Source organism: Geminicoccus sp., from assembly GCF_035556675.1.
GTDB lineage: Bacteria > Pseudomonadota > Alphaproteobacteria > Geminicoccales > Geminicoccaceae > Geminicoccus.
Genome location: NZ_DATMFZ010000083.1, coordinates 18,274 through 35,126, shown reverse-complemented (window position 1 = coordinate 35,126; position 16,853 = coordinate 18,274). Strand labels below are relative to the sequence as shown.

15 protein-coding genes and 1 tRNA gene are annotated in these 16,853 nt (G+C 70.3%); 6 read left to right on the top strand and 10 right to left on the bottom strand.

Annotated elements, in window-relative coordinates; all coding sequences use genetic code 11:
* Nucleotides 1–21 precede the first annotated feature (21 nt).
* Nucleotides 22–1,002, bottom strand: a complete 981-nt coding sequence (locus tag VNS22_RS06640; protein ID WP_325730831.1) for an ABC transporter substrate-binding protein — start codon at nucleotides 1,000–1,002, stop codon at nucleotides 22–24.
* Between the two features lie 97 nt (nucleotides 1,003–1,099).
* Between VNS22_RS06640 and VNS22_RS06635 the strand changes: the two genes are divergently transcribed.
* On the top strand, nucleotides 1,100–1,324 hold the full coding sequence (locus VNS22_RS06635; RefSeq protein WP_325730829.1) for a hypothetical protein: 225 nt from the start codon (nucleotides 1,100–1,102) through the stop codon (nucleotides 1,322–1,324).
* 6 nt (nucleotides 1,325–1,330) lie between these two features.
* On the opposite strand, the gene wrbA is transcribed toward VNS22_RS06635, so the two are convergent.
* From wrbA to VNS22_RS06610, 5 genes are all read right to left on the bottom strand, one after another.
* On the bottom strand, nucleotides 1,331–1,933 hold the full coding sequence (gene wrbA, locus VNS22_RS06630) for an NAD(P)H:quinone oxidoreductase (RefSeq protein ID WP_325730827.1): 603 nt from the start codon (nucleotides 1,931–1,933) through the stop codon (nucleotides 1,331–1,333).
* A gap of 115 nt (nucleotides 1,934–2,048) precedes the next feature.
* On the bottom strand, nucleotides 2,049–2,834 hold the full coding sequence (locus VNS22_RS06625) for a hypothetical protein (protein WP_325730825.1): 786 nt from the start codon (nucleotides 2,832–2,834) through the stop codon (nucleotides 2,049–2,051).
* A complete protein-coding gene (locus VNS22_RS06620) occupies nucleotides 2,831–4,003 on the bottom strand; it encodes a LarC family nickel insertion protein (protein ID WP_325730824.1) in 1,173 nt (390 codons plus the stop codon). Before VNS22_RS06620 ends, VNS22_RS06625 begins: the two co-directional genes overlap by 4 nt.
* Nucleotides 3,987–5,285, bottom strand: coding sequence for a nickel-dependent lactate racemase (larA, locus tag VNS22_RS06615; RefSeq protein ID WP_325730822.1), 1,299 nt, complete (start codon nucleotides 5,283–5,285; stop codon nucleotides 3,987–3,989). Before larA ends, VNS22_RS06620 begins: the two co-directional genes overlap by 17 nt.
* A gap of 120 nt (nucleotides 5,286–5,405) precedes the next feature.
* Nucleotides 5,406–5,492: transfer RNA gene (locus VNS22_RS06610), tRNA-Leu, on the bottom strand.
* A gap of 91 nt (nucleotides 5,493–5,583) precedes the next feature.
* Here VNS22_RS06610 and lipB point away from each other — a divergent pair.
* Both lipB and VNS22_RS06600 read left to right on the top strand, forming a co-directional pair.
* The gene (gene lipB / locus VNS22_RS06605; protein ID WP_325730905.1) at nucleotides 5,584–6,318 is read left to right on the top strand and encodes a lipoyl(octanoyl) transferase LipB; all 735 of its coding nucleotides are present in this window, start codon (nucleotides 5,584–5,586) and stop codon (nucleotides 6,316–6,318) included.
* Complete coding sequence (locus VNS22_RS06600) at nucleotides 6,315–6,848, top strand: pentapeptide repeat-containing protein (protein WP_325730820.1); 534 nt, start codon at nucleotides 6,315–6,317, stop codon at nucleotides 6,846–6,848. Before lipB ends, VNS22_RS06600 begins: the two co-directional genes overlap by 4 nt.
* Before the next feature lie 12 nt (nucleotides 6,849–6,860).
* Here VNS22_RS06600 and VNS22_RS06595 read toward each other — a convergent pair whose 3' ends face one another.
* The 3 genes from VNS22_RS06595 to VNS22_RS06585 all read right to left on the bottom strand — a co-directional run bounded on the left by VNS22_RS06595 (nucleotide 6,861) and on the right by VNS22_RS06585 (nucleotide 11,824).
* Nucleotides 6,861–9,677, bottom strand: coding sequence for a putative bifunctional diguanylate cyclase/phosphodiesterase (locus VNS22_RS06595; RefSeq protein WP_325730818.1), 2,817 nt, complete (start codon nucleotides 9,675–9,677; stop codon nucleotides 6,861–6,863).
* A 209-nt stretch (nucleotides 9,678–9,886) separates the two neighbouring features.
* Nucleotides 9,887–11,395 (bottom strand): NAD(P)H-hydrate dehydratase, encoded by a 1,509-nt coding sequence (locus VNS22_RS06590; RefSeq protein WP_325730816.1) that lies wholly within the window; start codon nucleotides 11,393–11,395, stop codon nucleotides 9,887–9,889.
* A gap of 12 nt (nucleotides 11,396–11,407) precedes the next feature.
* Nucleotides 11,408–11,824, bottom strand: a complete 417-nt coding sequence (locus VNS22_RS06585) for a tellurite resistance TerB family protein (protein ID WP_325730814.1) — start codon at nucleotides 11,822–11,824, stop codon at nucleotides 11,408–11,410.
* Nucleotides 11,825–11,910: 86 nt separating this feature from the next.
* On the opposite strand from VNS22_RS06585, the gene VNS22_RS06580 reads away from it, so the two are divergent.
* The 3 genes from VNS22_RS06580 to VNS22_RS06570 all read left to right on the top strand — a co-directional run bounded on the left by VNS22_RS06580 (nucleotide 11,911) and on the right by VNS22_RS06570 (nucleotide 14,762).
* Entirely contained in the window at nucleotides 11,911–12,828 is a 918-nt protein-coding gene (locus VNS22_RS06580; protein ID WP_325730812.1) for a pseudouridine-5'-phosphate glycosidase, read from the top strand.
* Nucleotides 12,829–12,949: 121 nt separating this feature from the next.
* Nucleotides 12,950–13,636: an Hpt domain-containing protein gene (locus VNS22_RS06575; RefSeq protein ID WP_325730810.1), complete on the top strand. Its 687-nt coding sequence runs from the start codon at nucleotides 12,950–12,952 to the stop codon at nucleotides 13,634–13,636.
* A 220-nt stretch (nucleotides 13,637–13,856) separates the two neighbouring features.
* A complete protein-coding gene (locus tag VNS22_RS06570) occupies nucleotides 13,857–14,762 on the top strand; it encodes an OmpA family protein (RefSeq protein ID WP_325730808.1) in 906 nt (301 codons plus the stop codon).
* A gap of 43 nt (nucleotides 14,763–14,805) precedes the next feature.
* Here the strand turns inward: VNS22_RS06570 and VNS22_RS06565 are convergent, their stop codons facing one another.
* Entirely contained in the window at nucleotides 14,806–16,818 is a 2,013-nt protein-coding gene (locus VNS22_RS06565; protein WP_325730806.1) for a CocE/NonD family hydrolase, read from the bottom strand.
* Between the last annotated feature and the right edge of the window lie 35 nt (nucleotides 16,819–16,853).

The following is a 16,853-nucleotide window of genomic DNA, read 5'->3' as shown; positions in this document are numbered from 1 at the left end:
CTCGCCCCGGGGTTGCGCCGGCTAGTCGGAATAGACGAAGCGCTGGATCTCGGGCTTCTCGATGTTCTCCCGGTCCATGACGGTGAAACCGGTGCCGATGGAGGTGGGCACCGACTGGTCAGTGAGTGCCGCGAACGCGGTGACCACCCCGTAGAAGCCGATCTCGGCCGGGTGCTGGGCAATGGCGAAGTCCACCGCACCGCCCTTCAGGTCGTCGATGATCCGGGTGGGCGTGTCGAAGGCCACCACCTTGATCTCGCCGGTCTTGCCCGCCGCCTTCACGCCGTCGGCGGCACCGAAGGCCGAGAACAGGTTGGCGCCGAACACCCCGGCCAAGTCTTGGTTGCGGGCGAACACCGCCTGGAGCTGGGAGGAGGCCTTGTTGGCGTCGTTGTCGTTGAACTGGGTTTCCAGCACCTCGATGTTCGCGAACTCCGCCATGCCCTCCTTGAAGCCCTGCTCGCGCTGGTCGGTGGTCGAGATGCCTGGCTTCACGTTGCTGACATAGACCTTGCCCTTTTCCCCGATCGCCTGGGCCAGGGCACGCGCGGCCATCCGGCCACCCATCACATTGTCCGAAGCGACGTAGGAGAGGGGAAAGTCGCCCTCGCCGGAGCCGTCCTGGTACTTGCCGTCGTCGATGAAGGTATCGACCGTGATCACCTTGATGCCGGCATCGTGGGCCTGGCGGAGCGGGGCGATCAGCTGCTGCTTGTCGGTGGGGGCAATCAGGAGGGCATCGGGCTGGCGCGCGATCATCGCCTGGAGGACCGGCACCTGCAGGGTCGGGTTGAACTCCGGCGCACCTTGGAACAGAAGCTCCACGCCCAGCGCATCGGCCGCGGCCTGGGCCCCTTTGTGCATGGTGATGTAGAACGCGTCGGTGGTGAGCCCCGGAATGAGGGCGACCGTGAACTTCTTGTCCTGTGCGGCAGCAGGGCGGACCAGCGCCCCGGCCGCCGTTGCCAGTGCGAGCGCACCGGCGAACTGGCGACGATCCATGTCAACCTCTCCCGATCATCGCCCCGTCATGCGGGACGTGGCCGGACGCTAGCCGTGGCGCTACACCGGCACAAGCCGCGACAAGAGGAGCCGGATCTTGGACCCCCATCCGATGCTGAAGCCGCTTTCCGTCCGCATCGGCCTTTTATTGGTCTGCTTGGCCTGGACAGCGTTCGAGGCCTGGCACGAACCGAACTCGATCTGGTTCTGGATGTTCCTGGGCGTCACCGTCTACGCGGTGTTCGAGTTCTTCATCTCCGACAAGTACCGCCGCAAGGGCCCCGCTCCCCAGGCCGGGAGCGGGGCCGATCCCGGTGCGTAGGCCTGCTCAGCCGTGCAGCTTCTTCGTGATCTCGGCGACGTGGCGGCCCTGGAATCTGGCGCCTTCCAGCTCCACCGCGGAGGGCTGCCTCGAGCCATCGGCATTCGCGATCGTGCTGGCGCCATAGGGCGTGCCGCCCATGACCTCGCTGACGCCATTCAGGCCGGCAAAGCTGTAGGGCAGGCCTACGATCACCATGCCGTGGTGGAGCAGCACGGTATGGAACGAGGTGATGGTGGTCTCCTGGCCGCCATGCTGGCTGGCCGTGCTGGTGAATACGCTGCCGACCTTGCCGACCAGCTTGCCCTGCGCCCACAGGCCGCCGGTCTGGTCGAGGAACTGCTTCATCTGGGCTGCCATGTTGCCGTAGCGGGTCGGCGTGCCGAAGATGATCGCATCGTAGTCGCCGAGCTCGCCCGGCTGGGCGAACGGCGCCTTCTGGTCGGTTTTGTAGTGGAACTGCTTCTGCACATCCTCGGGTACGAGATCCGGGACACGCTTCACTACCACCTCGACGCCCGCCACCGACCCGGCGCCCTCGGCGGCGGCATAGGCCAACTGCTCCACATGACCCCAGCTCGAGTAATAGAGCACCAGGATCTTCGCCATCGCATGTTCTCCTTGCACGGTCGCATCGCAGAACAGATGTGGCAGAGCAGGCAGGCTGCCAACCGGCGTCGGACGGACTGGATCGTTTCCCGAACGGGGATAATCCGCCGCCGGCTCAGCGCAGGAACGCCGATCCCTGGCGATAGGGCCTGAGGCCGAGCAGCTGCCGCCCGGCCGCCTTGGCGAGTTCGGTGGCATGGGCCAGGGCCCGTGCCGCGGGTTCGCCTGCCGGATCGAGCGCGCCCAGCTCGATCAGAGCACCCTCATGAGTGATCCGGCAGCGGATCGTCGTGCCCGCGGGCAGGAGGTCCGCCAAGTCGCGCTCCACCCGGTCGACGAAGGCGAGATCCTCGGCATCGATCGCGATTCCGGTCTCGATGCGGCTGGCCAGGCAGGGCTGGGCCGGCAGCTCTGCCAGGTCGTCCAGACCATGCCGGGCGGCAAGCCGGCGGATCCCGGCCTTGGCGATGCCGGCCTCGACGAAGGGGTGGACCACGCCATGCTCGGCAGCGGCGGTCAGGCCCGGCCGGTAGTCGGCGAGATCATCCAGGTTGGCGCCAGACGCGATCGTGCCTGAGGTCAGGCCGCGGATCCGGGCATAGAGGTTGGTCTTGCAGAAATAGCAGCGGTTGGCCGGGTTGGCCCGATAGGCCGGATCGTCGAACTCCCCGGCACCCACCACCTTGAGCTGCCAGCCATGGCGAGCGGCATGGGCCTTCACCCGGGCAGTCGCCAGCGGCGGCACGGCGGGCGAGACCGCATGGACCATTCGCACCCGAGCCTTGGCGAACCGGTGCGCCAGATAGGCCAGAGTCATGCTGTCGACCCCGCCGCTCACCGCGATCGCCAGCTCGGCATGCCGGTCGATCGCCTGGAGCAGCTCGGCCTGCTGGTCGCTCATGGCTGGACCTCGCTCGCCGCCTTGCGCCGCCGCCGCTCGGCCAGGCTGCCGCCGGAAAGATCGTCGCTCTCTGCCTTGATCGTCACGCTGCCGTCCGGCCGCTCGACCCGCTTGCGACGGATCCCCTCGATGCTGTCCTCGTGGCGCGGCAGGCAGAGCCGGTCCTCGAGATGCCAGCGCAGGCCGATCGTCGAGGTCTCGGTCAAACAGGCATCACGCACCGTGTCCAGCGCGTCCGGCCGGACCAGGAGCCGGAAGGATTCCAGCGGCCGGCCCTTCTTGCCGTGCCGGGTCACGGTCGAGAGGTCGAGCACGCCCGGCAGGGCGCGCAGCCGGTCGGCCGCCTGGCCGATCTCCTCGCCGGTCATGTCGTCGATCTCGAAGCTCAGCACCGTCACCTGCTCGGTGCGTGGCCCGCCCGTCGCTCGGGAGACAGTGGCACGCAGGATGTTCGGCATCCCCTCCAGCTCGCGGGTGCCGGCCCCGGAGCCCACCGCCTCCAGCCGCAGCACGGCCGGCCGCCGGCCCGGTGCCAGATGGCGCAGGATCGCCGCCCCGGTGGGCGTGACCCGCTCGCCGCCGACCCCGTCGTCGCGCCACGCGAACCCGGTCAGGATCGCGGCGGTGGCGGGAGCAGGCACCGGCAGCAGGCCATGGCGGGTGCGCACCAGGCCGCCGCCCAGCGGCAGAGGGGAAACCGACCAGCTGGCATCGGCCAGTGCCGCCATGATGCTGCCGGCCGCCACCACGTCCATCAGCGAATCCCAGTCGCCGATCTCGTGAAAATGGACCTGGTCCACCGCCACGCCGTGCATGGCGGCTTCCGCCTCGGCCAGGATGCGCAGGATCGCCACGGCATGGCCGGCCGTGCCCGGTGCCAGCCGAGCCTCTTCGATCCGCCGGACCATATCCCGAAAATGGCTTTCTTCGTGGCTGGCCTCGGCTCCGGAATCACCCAGGCCGAAGCGCCGGCAGCGGACCGAGCCGCTGGTGCCCTCGTCCAGGAAGGGCAGGCCGGCACCTTCCGGCAGCACCGCCCGGCAGTCCGCCAGGACCCGATCCTGCAGCTCCGGCAGGGCATCCAGGAGGGCGGCTGCGAACATGTCGCCGGCCAGCCCGCCCGCCGCGTCCAGGTGGATGTGCCGGCCGCCCTCAGCCGGCCGGGGCATGGACCGGGATCACGTAGGGCCCCTCCGGGATCACCGCGACTGCGCTGTCGCCGTGCTTCGCCATCGCTGCCGCCACCGCGTCATCGAGCGAGGGCACGATCTCCACCCCGGTGATCCGGCGCTCCTCCGGGGTGAGGCCGGTCGTGAACATCTGGATGGTGCCGAGACGCATGGGCTTGAGCTGCATCTCGGTCTGCCACTCGTCGATTTCGGCCAGCGACTTCGCCGTGAGCGTCTGCAGGAAGCGCTCCGGCCCCAGTTCCACCAGCCTTGCCTGGGCTTCCGCGAACTCGGCCGAGCCGAATCCCTCCGAGCACTCCGACGCCATGATCAGCGTGCCGCCCGGCTCCAGGATGTCGATCGGCGTCACCATGCCCTTCACGGTCTGGTAGTAGGTCTTGTCCAGCGGATAGCCGGCCGAGGAAGTCACGATCGTCTTGAACCGGCGCGGGACCTTGACCTGGTTGATGTCCTCGACGAACGCCACCGTCGCCAGATGGCTCTCGATCACCTCGCCGAAATTGACGAAGGCGAGGTCGCGCTCCTCGTCCAGCACGGTGTTGAGCGCATAGACCGGACCCAGCTTGCGCACGATGTCGAGCTGTTCCTCGTGCAGCGGGTTGCCCACGAGGTTGCACTGCACCGCGAGCGGATCCTCCATGAACCGGGCGGAATGGAAGGTGCGGATCGTGGTGTGGTGTGCCACGCCGGGTGCCACCACCTTCCGCCCGCCCGACCAGCCGGCCATGAAGTGCGGCTCGACCAGGCCGGTCGCGATCTTGAGCTCGGCCTCGACCAGGCGCCGGTCGATCCGGATCGGCACCCGGCGCTTCACGGTGAAGCCAAGGTCGACATGCATCGCGTCGTCGCGGGCGAAGTGGTTCTCGACCCGGACGTTCTCCAGCACCCAGGGATCGCCCACCAGCTCGGCCAGCTCCTCGCCCTCGTTCGGCCGGTGCAGCCCGGTCGCGACCAGGACGGTGATCTGGTCCATGGGCACGCCCGCCGCGTGGATCGTCTCGATCATCGGGCGCAGGAACAGCCGGTTCGGCACCGGGCGGGTGATGTCGCAGATCAGGATGCAGGCGCTGGCCTTGCCGCGGGCCAGCTCCGCCAGCGGCGGCGCGCCTACCGGGTGCGCCAGCGCGTCCCGCACGGCCTGGCGCGGATCCGGCAGCTTGGGCATCGCCGCCTTGCGGATGACATGGGGCTCGGCACCGGGCGGCAGGCGAAGGTTCAGGTGCGAGCGCCCGAACGCGATCTCGATCTTCTGAGCGGTCACCGGCACTCTCCCTGGTTGCTCGCCACGTCCTCGGCTGGCGGACAAAGCGCAACCGCGCCCGGCACTCAAGCCCGAAGGCCCGGATGCATGCCAAGAACCGACCATGAAGGTGGGGAGAGATGGTGCGGTCGAGAAGACTCGAACTTCCACGCCCTTTCGGGCACAGCGCCCTCAACGCTGCGCGTCTACCAATTCCGCCACGACCGCACATCGCTGGGGAAGCCGTAACCTATCGGCTGCCGGCGCCGCGCGGTATAGTCGGTCACGACCGGGCCCGCAAGACACGGCGAGCAGCGAAATCTGGCAAGCGGGCGAAGATGCGGAAAAGGAGAGGGCCTTGACGCTCGAATGGCGGGTGGCACCCGGACTGGTGAGCTATCCCGACGCGGTGGCGACGATGGAGGAGCGGGTCCGCGCCATCCGCGAACAGGGGGCAGACGAGCTGGTCTGGCTGGTCGAGCATCCGCCGCTCTATACTGCCGGCACCTCGGCGGCACCGGACGAACTGCTCGACCCGGAGCGCTTCCCCACCTACCAGACCGGCCGCGGCGGGCGCTGGACCTATCATGGCCCGGGCCAGCGGGTCGCCTATGTGATGCTCGACCTGCAACGGCGCGGCGTCGACCTGCGCGCCCATGTGGCGCGGCTGGAGGAGTGGGCGATCACCACCCTGGCGCGGTTCGGCGTGCGTGGCGAGCGGCGCGAGGGCCGGGTCGGCATCTGGGTGGCCCATCCGGACGGCCGCGAGGACAAGATCGGGGCGATCGGCGTGCGGGTGCGCCGCTGGGTCACCTATCATGGCATCGCGCTGAACGTGTCCCCCGACCTCAGCCATTTTGGCGGGATCGTGCCCTGCGGGATCGCGGAGCACGGCGTCACCTCGCTGGCGGCCCTCGGCATCAAGGCCGACTTCGCCGCCGTCGACCGCGCATTGCGGGACAGCTTCGGACCGATCTTCGAGCCCGTCACGGCAAAGGCAGCACCGGCTGAGCGATTGATCGACGTTCAGACTGTCACCATGTCCATGACATGAAACCCTCGGCTCTGCTCCTGCTCGCTACTGTCGTGCTGCTGCCCTCCGCTGCCAGTGCCGGCTGCGCCGATGCCGCTGCTCCGGGCGTGGAGTGGCGCCGCTGCATGCTGGGCGGGGAGGATCTGCACGGGGTGAATCTCGTCGGTGCCGACCTCCGCAGCGCGCTGTTCAACCGGGCGGACCTGAGCGGAGCCGACCTGAAGAAGGCACGCGCGGACGGGGCGAAGTTCCTCAGCGCCGAGCTCACGGGCGTTCACCTGGACGGGGCCGATCTGCGGCGTGCGGACTTCACCAATGCCGTGCTGGACGAGGCGTCGCTGGTGGAGGCCGACCTGCGCAATGCGCGTCTGTACGACGCGAAGCTGCGCCGGGCGGACCTGACCGGCGCCATGCTGGACCGAGCCGATCTGCTGCGTGCCGACCTGTCCGGAGCCACCTGGACCGATGGTGCGACCATCTGCGCGGAAGGTTCGATCGGCCGCTGCGTCGCTGGCGCCGCACCCGCTGCGGAGCTCGACGACGGCAGCTGAGAGGCCCTGCGGCTAGGCCGGCCGCCCGCCATTGCGCAGCCAGACCAGCGCGTCGGCGGCCGGCATCGGCCGGCCGATCAGGTAGCCCTGGGCCTCGTTGCAGCCCAGCGCCCGCAGGAACTCGAACTGCTGCCGGGTCTCCACGCCCTCGCCGACCACCCGGACCTTCAGGGTCTCGGCGAGCGCCACCACCGCCCGGGCAATCGCCGCATCGTTGGCGTCGGTGGTGACGTCGGCGATGAAGGAGCGGTCGATCTTGAGCGCCCCGATCGGGAAGCGCTTGAGATAGGCCAGCGAACTGTACCCGGTGCCGAAATCGTCGACCGTGACCCGCACGCCCAGCTCGGCCAGCTCGCGCAGCCGATGCACGGTCTCTTCGACATCGCGCATGATCGAGCTCTCGGTGAGCTCCAGCTCCAGGAACGGGCCGGGAAAGCCGGTGTCGGCCAGAAGACGGCGGATCTTGGCCACGAAGTCGCGGGCCTGGAACTGGCGGGCGGAGATGTTCACCGCGATGCGCAGGCCGTCCAGTCCGTCGCCGTGCCATTCGCGCATCTGCGCCACCGCCTGGCGCAGCACCCACTCGCCGATCGGCAGGATCAGCCCGGTCTCCTCGGCGATCGAGATGAAGTCCGAGGGCGGGACGAAGCCGAGTTCCGGGCTGTTCCAGCGCAGCAGCGCCTCCACCCCGGCGATGCGCTCCTCCTGCAGGTCCACCAGCGGCTGGAAGTGGAGCGACAGCTCGCCCCGCTCGACCGCCTTGCGCAGCCGGCTCTCCAGCACCAGGCGCTGGTAGGCCTTGGCGTTCATGTCGGTCGTGTAGAACTGGTAGCTGTGCGAGGCCTGCTCCTTGGCCCGCGCCAGGGCGGTGCCGGCATTGCGCAGGAGCTGGTCCGGGTCGTCGCCGTCATGGGGGAACAGGGCGATGCCGACCGAGGCCGTCACGGTCGGCTCGTCGCCATTGATCTGGAAGGGGGCCTGCAGGCTGTCCAGGATCTTCTGCGCGACCTTGCCGGCACCCTCCGCACCGTCGGTCGCGAGCGCCAGGACCAGGAACTCGTCGCTGCCGGGCCTGGCTACGGTGTCGGACTTGCGCAGCGAGTTGCCGATCCGCATCGCGACCGCGCGCAGCACCCGGTCGCCCTTGTCCAGACCCAGGCTCTCGTTGATCAGCTTGAAGCGGTCGAGGTCGACCACCATCACCGCCAGCTCCTGCCGGTTGCGCCTGGCCCGCTCGATCGCCTGCTCCAGCCGGTCGAGGAACAGGAGGCGGTTGGGCAGGCCGGTGAGCGGGTCGGTATAGGCGAGGTTGCGGATGGTGGCGTCGGTCTGCTTGCGCAGGGTCATGTCGCGCACGATCAGGACGCCGCCCGGCAGCTCGCCCGGCAGCCGCATGGTCAGGACCTCCACCGGCACCAGCTCGCCCGCGGCCCGGACCGCGGTGCGCTCCTCGAACCGGCCGGGCGCTTCCGCCATGCCCGCCGACTGCCGCTCCTGCGGCTGGAACAGGCTGGCGACGCTGCGCCCGTGCAGCGCGCTGGCCGGCAGGCCGAAGATCCGCTCGGCGGCACGCGACGCCCGCCGCACGGTCTCGTCCTCGCCCAGCACCAGCACGCCGTCGGCGACATGCTCCAGCACCAGCTGCAGGAACGGCTCCTCCCCGGCGGCGAACCCGGTCCGCGGCGACTGCCCGATTCGCTCGTCCTGGCCAGCCGGCAGCGGCCGCACCACCAAGAGCGCGGCGTCGGCACCCATCGGTGTGGCGAGCAGATGCCAGACCTGGCCCGAGGCCGGCCAGCGAAAGCCGGTCTGGGTCCGGCGGCCCGTGACCAGCGCCTGCTCGATCCAATCGCGCCACTGCTCGGCCAGTTCTTCCCCCAGCACCTCGTCGAGCGGCCCGCCATCAAGGTCGGCCAGCGCCAGGGACAGGGCGTCGTCGTGGCCGGAGGCTACCCAGAGCGGTTGCAGCTCGGCATCGACCATCAGAATGGTCCCATCCAGGAGCTCGGCCATCAGTTGGGCCTCGGCGGACGGTCCGCTGCCACGGCCCGTAGTCTCCCCGGCATGGTCGAGCCGCAGCGTGCCGACCGCGCGATCCACTTGCAGGCCGGTGGCGGCAGCTGCGCCGCCGCCGGTCCGCAGCGGGCGCGCCCGGTCGATCATGCGGATCTCACGGCCATCGGCGGTCCGCAGCCGGTAGCAGATCTCGGTCGCGACCCCGTTCATGAGGTCGAGGTTGCGGCGGCGGAGCCGGGCGCGGTGCCTGGGTACCACCAGGCCGGATAGCCCGCCGCGGGCCAGGAGCTCGGGCAGGGCATAGCCAGTCAGCCGCTCTACCGCGGCATCGGCCCATACCAGCTTCAGCCCGGCATCGACATCGGCGTGCAGGCGGTACAAGCCGCCGCCGATCAGGTCGCCCAGCAGCCGCACAGCACCGGCCAGGTCCGGCTCGCCCGGCCCGCCGCGGCCGGCCGGCAGCACCTCCAGGGTCACCAGGGCTCGGCAACCGTCGGCCAGGGGCTCGATCCGAGCGATGAGCCCGATCGTGCCGCTGGTTCTGGTCGGCAAGTTCAGTTCGCCCGTCCAGGCTTGGCCCGCGGCCAGCGCGTTCAGGAGTGCCGCGAAGCCGGGTTCGTCCGGTCCGCCGGCGCGCAGGCGGCGCAGGCGGGCGCCGGCCAGCTCATGGCCGGCAAGCCCGGTCAGCTCGCGCAGCGCCCGGTTCGCCCAGACGATCACCGGATGCGGCTGCACCTCGTCCGGGCGCGTCACCAGCAACATCGCCCGTTCGGTGCCGTCCAGCATGGCCTGCAGGTCGGCAGCCGGCAGCATCGTGGTCGGCGGATCCGCCCTCAAGCCCCCCGGCGGGCGACCGGCCTCGCTCACTTCATCCCCCTGCACTGCCCGAACCTGAGCCGCGCGCTGTCGGTCGGCCCGGTCGGGACCGGCTGCGCGTCGTCGGCGACTACGGCGTAACGCCTGCGATCGTCGGCAACCAGGGGGTGGCGGGCCCGGCTACCCTGTTCGCCGGTGCAGCGTGTTCAGTGCAGCGCAAGTCGGCCGGCGATCGTCCTGGGCAGATCCGCCGAGATCATGCCTGGCCCGAGTGCGGCGCCGGCCTCGGCATGCAATCGGACCGCCGCGGCCGCCGCCTCGAAGGCCGGCATGTGCTGGGCGAGCAGGCCCAGGATCGCTCCGGCCAGCACGTCGCCCGCACCTGCGGTCGCGAGTGCCGGGGCGGCGAGATCGAGGATGGCCAGGCGCCCGTCCGGCGCCGCCACGATCGTGTCGCCGCCCTTGAGGACCAGGACGGCGCCGGAGATGGCGGCGGCCAGCCGGGCACGCTCGACCCGCGGGCCGGTGAGGTCCGGGAACAGCCGGTGGAACTCGCCTTCATGCGGCGTCAGCACGACATCGCCCTGGGCCGGCAGCCTGCCGGTACAGGGGGCGATCGCGGTGAGCGCATCGGCATCCAGCACCAGCCGCCGGCCGGATTCGAACAGCCGCAGGATCCGCGCCCGGGTGCGGTCGGTGACCCCGGCGGCCGGCCCGATTGCCACCGCGTTGCGCCGCTCGTCGGCCAGCAGCCGGTCGAGCACCGACTCGTCCGCCATGGGCACGGTGATCAGGTCGGCGCTCTCCCCGGCATAGAGCGGCAGCGCGTCCGGATCGCAGGCGACCGAGACCACTCCGGCACCGATGCGCAGGGCGGTCACCGCGGTGAGCCGGGCAGCACCGGTGGCGGCGGCAGGGCCGCCCACCACCACCGCATGGCCGAACCGGTACTTATGGGACAGGGCGTCGCGGCGCGGCAGCAGGTGCCGCCAGAGCGAGGGTTGGTTGATCCGGACCGTGCCGGCAACCTGGTCCAACTCGCCGGCACCGATGCCGATGTCCGCGACGACGACCTCGCCGGCATGGAGGCGGCCGGGCAGCAGGACCAGCCCCGGCTTCTTGCGGACGAAGGTGACGGTGAGGGCTGCGCGCAGCGCGCAGCCTCGCACCAGCCCGGTGGTACCGTCGATGCCAGACGGGATGTCGATGGCGACCACCGGCGTCCCCTGCGCCAGGATATGCTCGATCAGCCGTGCGGCCCTGCCGGTTACGTCCCGCGCGAGGCCAGCCCCGAACAGCCCATCCACCCACAGGCCCGGCCTGCGCTCCAGCGCTGCCTCGACCGGGAGCCACGGCGCCTGCCAGGCAGCGAACGCCAGTGCGGCATCGCCTCGCAGCGATGCAGGGTCGACCAGGGAAACGGCTTCGACCGGCCAGCCCGCCTGCTGGAGGAGCCGTGCGACCACCCAGCCGTCGCCGCCATTGTTGCCGGGGCCGCAAAGGACGACCACGGGGCGGCGGGCGAAGCGCGCCTGGATCGCGCGCAGGACCGCGGTGCCCGCGCGCTCCATCAGCACGCTGCCAGGCGTGCCGGCTTCGATCGCCAAGCGGTCCAGCCGCGCCACGTCCTCAGGGGCGAGCAGCACGCCATCGGCGGGGGCCGGGCAGGGAAAGCTCCTGCGGGAGCCGCAGGGTTGCACGCGTTCGCCGGCCAAGGGCTGGCCCCGTCAGTGGTGGTTGCGATAGCGGGCAGCCGCCGCCCGCTCGATCGCCGCGGCCACCAGGCTGTCCAGCTCCAGCCAGTCGCGCAGGTTCTCCAGCACCTGGAGCTCCTCCTGGCCCGCCACCCCGTCGGCCGCGGCGACGTCGCAGGCCAGCAGATAAGCGGTCTCGCGCATCGGCCGGTCCAGCGCTTCCTGGATCTCCTTCACCAGCTCGTTCACGCCGCGCTCCTTCTGCAGGACGAGCGCCACGTGCCGGCCGATCTCGGGGATGCTCTCGCGGTCGAAGTCCCGGAAGACCGGCAAGGTGGCGACGAGGCGGCCGATCATGCCGAGCTCGCTGTCGGTCATCTCGCCCTCGGCGGCGGCGATCAGCACCATGGTGGTCACCAGTGCTTTTTGTTGACGAGCGAACGACGACATCGGCATGCCCCTTGGAATTGACCCGGATGCCCATCTGGGCCTGCCGGCCGCGGCAGATATGCGGATGTCGGGAGAGGCTCGCAACCATGCCGATCGAAGTCGCCGCCGAGATCACCGCCGCCCTGCAGAACGGCCGGCCAGTGGTAGCACTGGAAACCGCGCTGGTGAGCCATGGCCTGCCCTGGCCGCAAAATCTCGAGACCGCGCTCCGGATGGCCGATGCGGTCCGCTCGGAGGACGCGGTGCCGGCCGTGATCGGCTTGCTGGACGGGACGCTGCGCGTCGGCCTGACCCAGCCCGAGCTCGCCCGGTTCGCCAAGGAGCAGGGCTTCGCCAAATGCTCATTGCGCGAGTTGCCGCTGGTGATGGCTTGCGGCGGCAACGGTGCCACCACGGTCGCCGCCACGGTGGAGGTCGCCGCCCGGGTCGGGATCGGCTGGATGGCGAGCGGCGGGATCGGGGGAGTCCACTACGGCGTCGAGCAGAGCGACGACGTGTCGGCCGACCTGGACGCCATCCGGCGGGCCCGCGTGGTGGTGGTCTGCTCCGGCGCCAAGATCATCCTGGACCTGCCACGTACCATGGAGCGCCTGGAGACGCTGGGCATCCCGGTGCTGGGCTGGCAGACCGAGCAGATGCCGGGCTTCTACACGGCCGAGACCGGCCTGCCGGTGGCACCGGTCTGGGACGAGGGTACGCTGCAGCGCTGGCTCTCCGCCTGGGCGGAACTCGGGTTCGGCTCCGGGGTGGTGCTGGCGGCCCAGCCGCCGGCGGGCCTGGCGCTCAGCGGCGCGGAGGCGGCGCGGCTGGTCGCCGACGCACGGGCTTCCGTGCCGGAGGCCGAGCGCAGCGGCAAGGCCGCGACCCCGGCCTTGCTCGCCGCCATGGCCCGGCTGTCCGAGGGCAGAACGGTGGAACTCAACCGCGAACTGATCGTCGCCAACGCCGGGCTGGCGGCACGGCTGGCCAGGCGCTGCGGCATCGCCGGGAGCAGCCGCGACTAGCTCGGATGCATGGCGAATAATCAGGTGGGCAATTCAATCATTGCGCGAAATTACGGCTTGACCCGCCGCGCCGCCAACCGCCATCGTCGGCCTCGGTTGGCCGCACGGGTTCCAGTTCAAGATGGACGCATCTACCGAGCCGCGCCGGATCCTGATGACCGGGGTGACTTCCTCGACCCGCCGGCTGGTGCGTCATGTCCTCCAGAGCCTGGGCTACCAGGTGGACGAGGCCGCCGATGACGTGGCGCCCGGTGCGGCCGCCTATCTGCTGGTCATCGCCGGTACCCGTGCCCGCCGCGCCGAGCAGCCGCCTGGTGCCGGCGAGGGGACGGTGCCGACCATCCTGGTGGGAGTCGCCACGGCACCGCCCGACCGGCCGGAGGTGCGCGCCTGCCTCCTCGAGCCCCTGGAGTTCGGTACGTTTCTGGCCACGGTGCGTGCGGTCCTGGACGCGGAGCCGGCGCATCCTCGCCCGGACGGTGACCCGGTCGACCTGACCCGGCTCCGCGAGTTCGTCGGCGACGACCCGGACCTGTCCGAGGAGTTGTCGGTCCTCTACTTCGCCACCGCGCGCCACTATCTGGCCGAGATGGGCAGAGCTGCCCGGGACGGCGCCGATGCCAGCCGCATTGCCCATTCCCTGAAAGGCGCGTCCGCCAGTTTCGGTGCCCGGGAGGTGGCGGTGCTGGCACTGGATGCGGAAGCCCAGGCTGTTACGCCGGAGCGGGTCGCGGCGCTGGCTGTTGCACTCGACCGGGCGCAAGCCTTCATGACCACGCATCTGGCAGCATTGCGGCGTCGGGGATGACGGCGCGCGGCTCTGCTGCAACACCGTGGGTTTCGCCGTCCCCGCGCAATGGTGGAAAGTCTTGATGCCATCGCGCGCCTGTCCTGTTGTCGCCCGCGCGGCAATGATGGCGCCATGCGGCAGCCATGCCCCGCGCGACAACCATTTCCGGGCGTCGCCTGCGGCAAGCAGCGTTTTTCGAACCCGCCGCCGGCAGGGTGGTAACTGGAAGAGGTGCACGATGCTGAATGGCGCGCGTCTGTTGGTGGCAACGAGCCTGGGCCTGGTCGCCGTGGGCTGCACCCAGGCGCCGGCTCCCCATTTCGGCACGCTCAACCCTGCCGGCATCGATGACTACTACCTCAAGCAATACGACATCGAGGCCGTGCGCCGGATGGTCCCGCAGGGGCCGGCCTTCAACGACCAGCTCAGGGTGGGCTATCTGGAGCTCGCCGACACCATCGGCGGCCGGGGCGATGGGGGCGACGAGGACCATTTCCTGCGCAAGGCGGTGGCCTCGGCCAAGGGGCTGGCGCAGGTGCCGGATCAGGTCGTGATGCCGGACGGGCTGGAGTACCGTGCCGCCGGCACAGATGCCGATGGTGCACTGGCCACCGGCCGTGCCCGGTTGCTCGACGCCTTTGGGAGAAACGCGCGCAAGCTGGCGCCGCTGGATGCCGCCAGCGCCCAGGTCGCCTGGGACTGTTGGTTCGAGGGTGCCGAGGCCGGGCGGCTCGACCAGGTCGCGGAGTGCCGCAAGCGCTTCGAGGACGCGATGGACAGGGTCGACGCCGCGCTGGACGGCGACGAGGAACAGGCCTTCATCGTGTTCTTCGCCTGGGACGATGCCACGATCACGCCGGTCGGCCAGACCGTGCTGGAGGAGGTCGCGGCGGCCTACCGCAGCGGCCAGTCGCCCCGGATCGTGCTGGCCGGCCATGCCGACCGGTCGGGCACCGAGGCCTACAACCTGCAGCTCTCCGAGCGGCGGGCGAAGAACGCCGCGGCGCTCCTGACCACCATGGGCGTGCCTGCCGAGGCCATGGACGTCACCTGGTATGGCGAGACCCGGCCGCGCGTCCCGACCGAGGACGGGGTGCGCGAGCCGCAGAACCGCCGCGTCGAGTTCACCCTGCCGGCCGACTGACCGGAAGCCGGCCCAGCCGGCCCCCTGTCCTTGGGGGCCGGCGTCAGACGCAGCCGCGCTCGTGGCTGGTCGTCCAGTCCTTTTCGAACACCAGCCGATCGCCCTCATAGGCTTCCACCCGGGCGGTCAGGTGGAAATGGGTCTGGTCGGCATGCATGCTGGCGAAGCTCTCGGTGCGTACGGACCAGTCGCCGCGCCGGGAGGTCTCGGTCCAGTGCGTACGCATCTTGGCGGAGAGCGGGTCGTCGGGGTGGATCTCGTACCATTCCCGGCCGACGCTGCCGGTGACCAGCCCGTGCGCCACGATCTCGAACTCGCCGAAATCGTCCAGGATCTCCAGGCGCTGGATTCCGGTGCCGGCATCGATCGTGGTCAGGCGGCGGTTGGTGGCCGGACGGTGGACGATCTCCTCCAGCGGTGCCGCCGCCTCCGGCTCGGCGAAGGAGGGTGCCGGGTCGTGGGCGCACGGCGGCCGGACCGGCAGTAGCAGGCGGCACTCCTCAAGCTCTAACGTGACGGTGGCGTTCTCGGGTGACGGCCAGATCAGCGGCCAGTAGGCGGTCGAGACCGCGAGCCGCAGCCGGTGCCCGGCCGAAAAGCGGTAGCCGACCTCGTCCAGCTCGATCCGGGCCCGGTAACGCTGCCGGGGCACCAGCTTCTCCGGGTGCTCGTGGCTCGTGTGGTGGCAGAGGTTGAGGACGCCATAGGTCACCCGCGCCGAGGCGCCGTTCGGGGCCACATCGCACAGGCGTACGGCGAGGTTGGCCTGCGGCCGGTCGCTCTGGAAAGTTACCTCCAGCACCGGCCCGCCCAGGATCGTGAGGTCGTCGGCCAGGATCTGGCCGTCGAACAGGAGCGAGCCGCCATCGTCGATGCGCTGGTCACCAGGCAGTTCTGGGCCCAGCCAGATCGGGCAGTACTCGCCGGCCGCCTGGCCCACCGTGTGGGGGGAGCAGATCGACATTGGCTCCACCGGTTCCGGCGCGTCAGTGAGCCGGCCCCGTCCCAGATGCAGGGGCACGGTCGTGATCCTCGGCGAGGGCCAGTCTGGTTCCGCCACCCAGCGCCCCGGACGATGCTCGTATTGGGTCGCCGGTGGCACGCCGTCCATCAGATAGGCGCGCAGTGCCGGCGCCTGGTCGGCACCGTTGTCCACGTCCTTCAGGTAGCGGTCGTAGAAGCGCACTGCCTCCTGGAGGAAGCCGATCCGCGGACCCGGAACCGCGAAATGGGGGTATTTGTGCACCCACGGCCCGATGATCGCCTGCCTGGGCGCCTTCAGGTGGGTGAGCATGCGTGGCACCGGGTCGTGATAGCTGTCCGCCCAGGCGCCTACGAGCATGACCGCAGTCCGGATCCGGCCGTAGTCCTCGCAGATCGAGCCGTGCTTCCAGAACGCGTCGCGGGTCAGGTGCTCCATCCAGACCGACGCAAGATGAGGCTCCCGCTCCAGCCGCTCCAGCCACTGCACGCGCCACTGCTCACCGACGATGGCCGGGTCCGCTGACCGCGAGCTGTAGGCCAGCATGGTCGAGGACCAGCCCAGCTGCTCGCAGAGCAGGCAGCCACCCTTGAAGTGGATGTCGTCGGCATAGCGGTCGTCGGTGGAGCAGAGCGAGATCACCGCATCCAGCCCCTCCGGCTGGTGCCAGGCGACCTGCAGCCCATTGAACCCGCCCCAGGAGATCCCGATCATCCCGACCCGGCCGGTGCACCAGGGCTGCTGGCGGATCCAGGCGATCACCTCCAGCGCGTCGTCCTGCTCCTGAGGAAGGTATTCACCCTCCATGATGCCGTCACTGTCGCCATTGCCGCGCATGTCCACCCGCAGGCAGGCATAGCCGTGCCCGGCCAGATAGGGATGGGTGAGGGCATCGCGATGCACCGTCCCGTCGCGCTTGCGGTAGGGCAGGTACTCCAGGATCGCCGGTACCGGCGCTGCCGCCGCGTCCTTCGGCAGCCAGACCCGGGCAGCCAGCCTGGTGCCGTCCTCGAGCGGGATGAAGATGTTCTCCCACTCCTCGACCTCGCGGGCAAACGCGTCCACCCGGCGCATGGCGTCCTCCTGGCTGCGGGTCCGTGCCCGGGCGT

Coding starts and splice junctions, on each gene's coding strand:
- VNS22_RS06640 (WP_325730831.1), bottom strand. CDS start 1,002: ATGGATCGTCGCCAGTTCGCCGGTGCGCTCGCACTGGCAACGGCGGCC.
- wrbA (WP_325730827.1), bottom strand. CDS start 1,933: ATGGCGAAGATCCTGGTGCTCTATTACTCGAGCTGGGGTCATGTGGAG.
- VNS22_RS06625 (WP_325730825.1), bottom strand. CDS start 2,834: ATGAGCGACCAGCAGGCCGAGCTGCTCCAGGCGATCGACCGGCATGCC.
- VNS22_RS06620 (WP_325730824.1), bottom strand. CDS start 4,003: ATGCCCCGGCCGGCTGAGGGCGGCCGGCACATCCACCTGGACGCGGCG.
- VNS22_RS06600 (WP_325730820.1), top strand. CDS start 6,315: ATGAAACCCTCGGCTCTGCTCCTGCTCGCTACTGTCGTGCTGCTGCCC.
- VNS22_RS06595 (WP_325730818.1), bottom strand. CDS start 9,677: ATGCTGCCGGCTGCCGACCTGCAGGCCATGCTGGACGGCACCGAACGG.
- VNS22_RS06585 (WP_325730814.1), bottom strand. CDS start 11,824: ATGTCGTCGTTCGCTCGTCAACAAAAAGCACTGGTGACCACCATGGTG.
- VNS22_RS06580 (WP_325730812.1), top strand. CDS start 11,911: ATGCCGATCGAAGTCGCCGCCGAGATCACCGCCGCCCTGCAGAACGGC.
- VNS22_RS06575 (WP_325730810.1), top strand. CDS start 12,950: ATGGACGCATCTACCGAGCCGCGCCGGATCCTGATGACCGGGGTGACT.
- VNS22_RS06570 (WP_325730808.1), top strand. CDS start 13,857: ATGCTGAATGGCGCGCGTCTGTTGGTGGCAACGAGCCTGGGCCTGGTC.
- VNS22_RS06565 (WP_325730806.1), bottom strand. CDS start 16,818: ATGCGCCGGGTGGACGCGTTTGCCCGCGAGGTCGAGGAGTGGGAGAAC.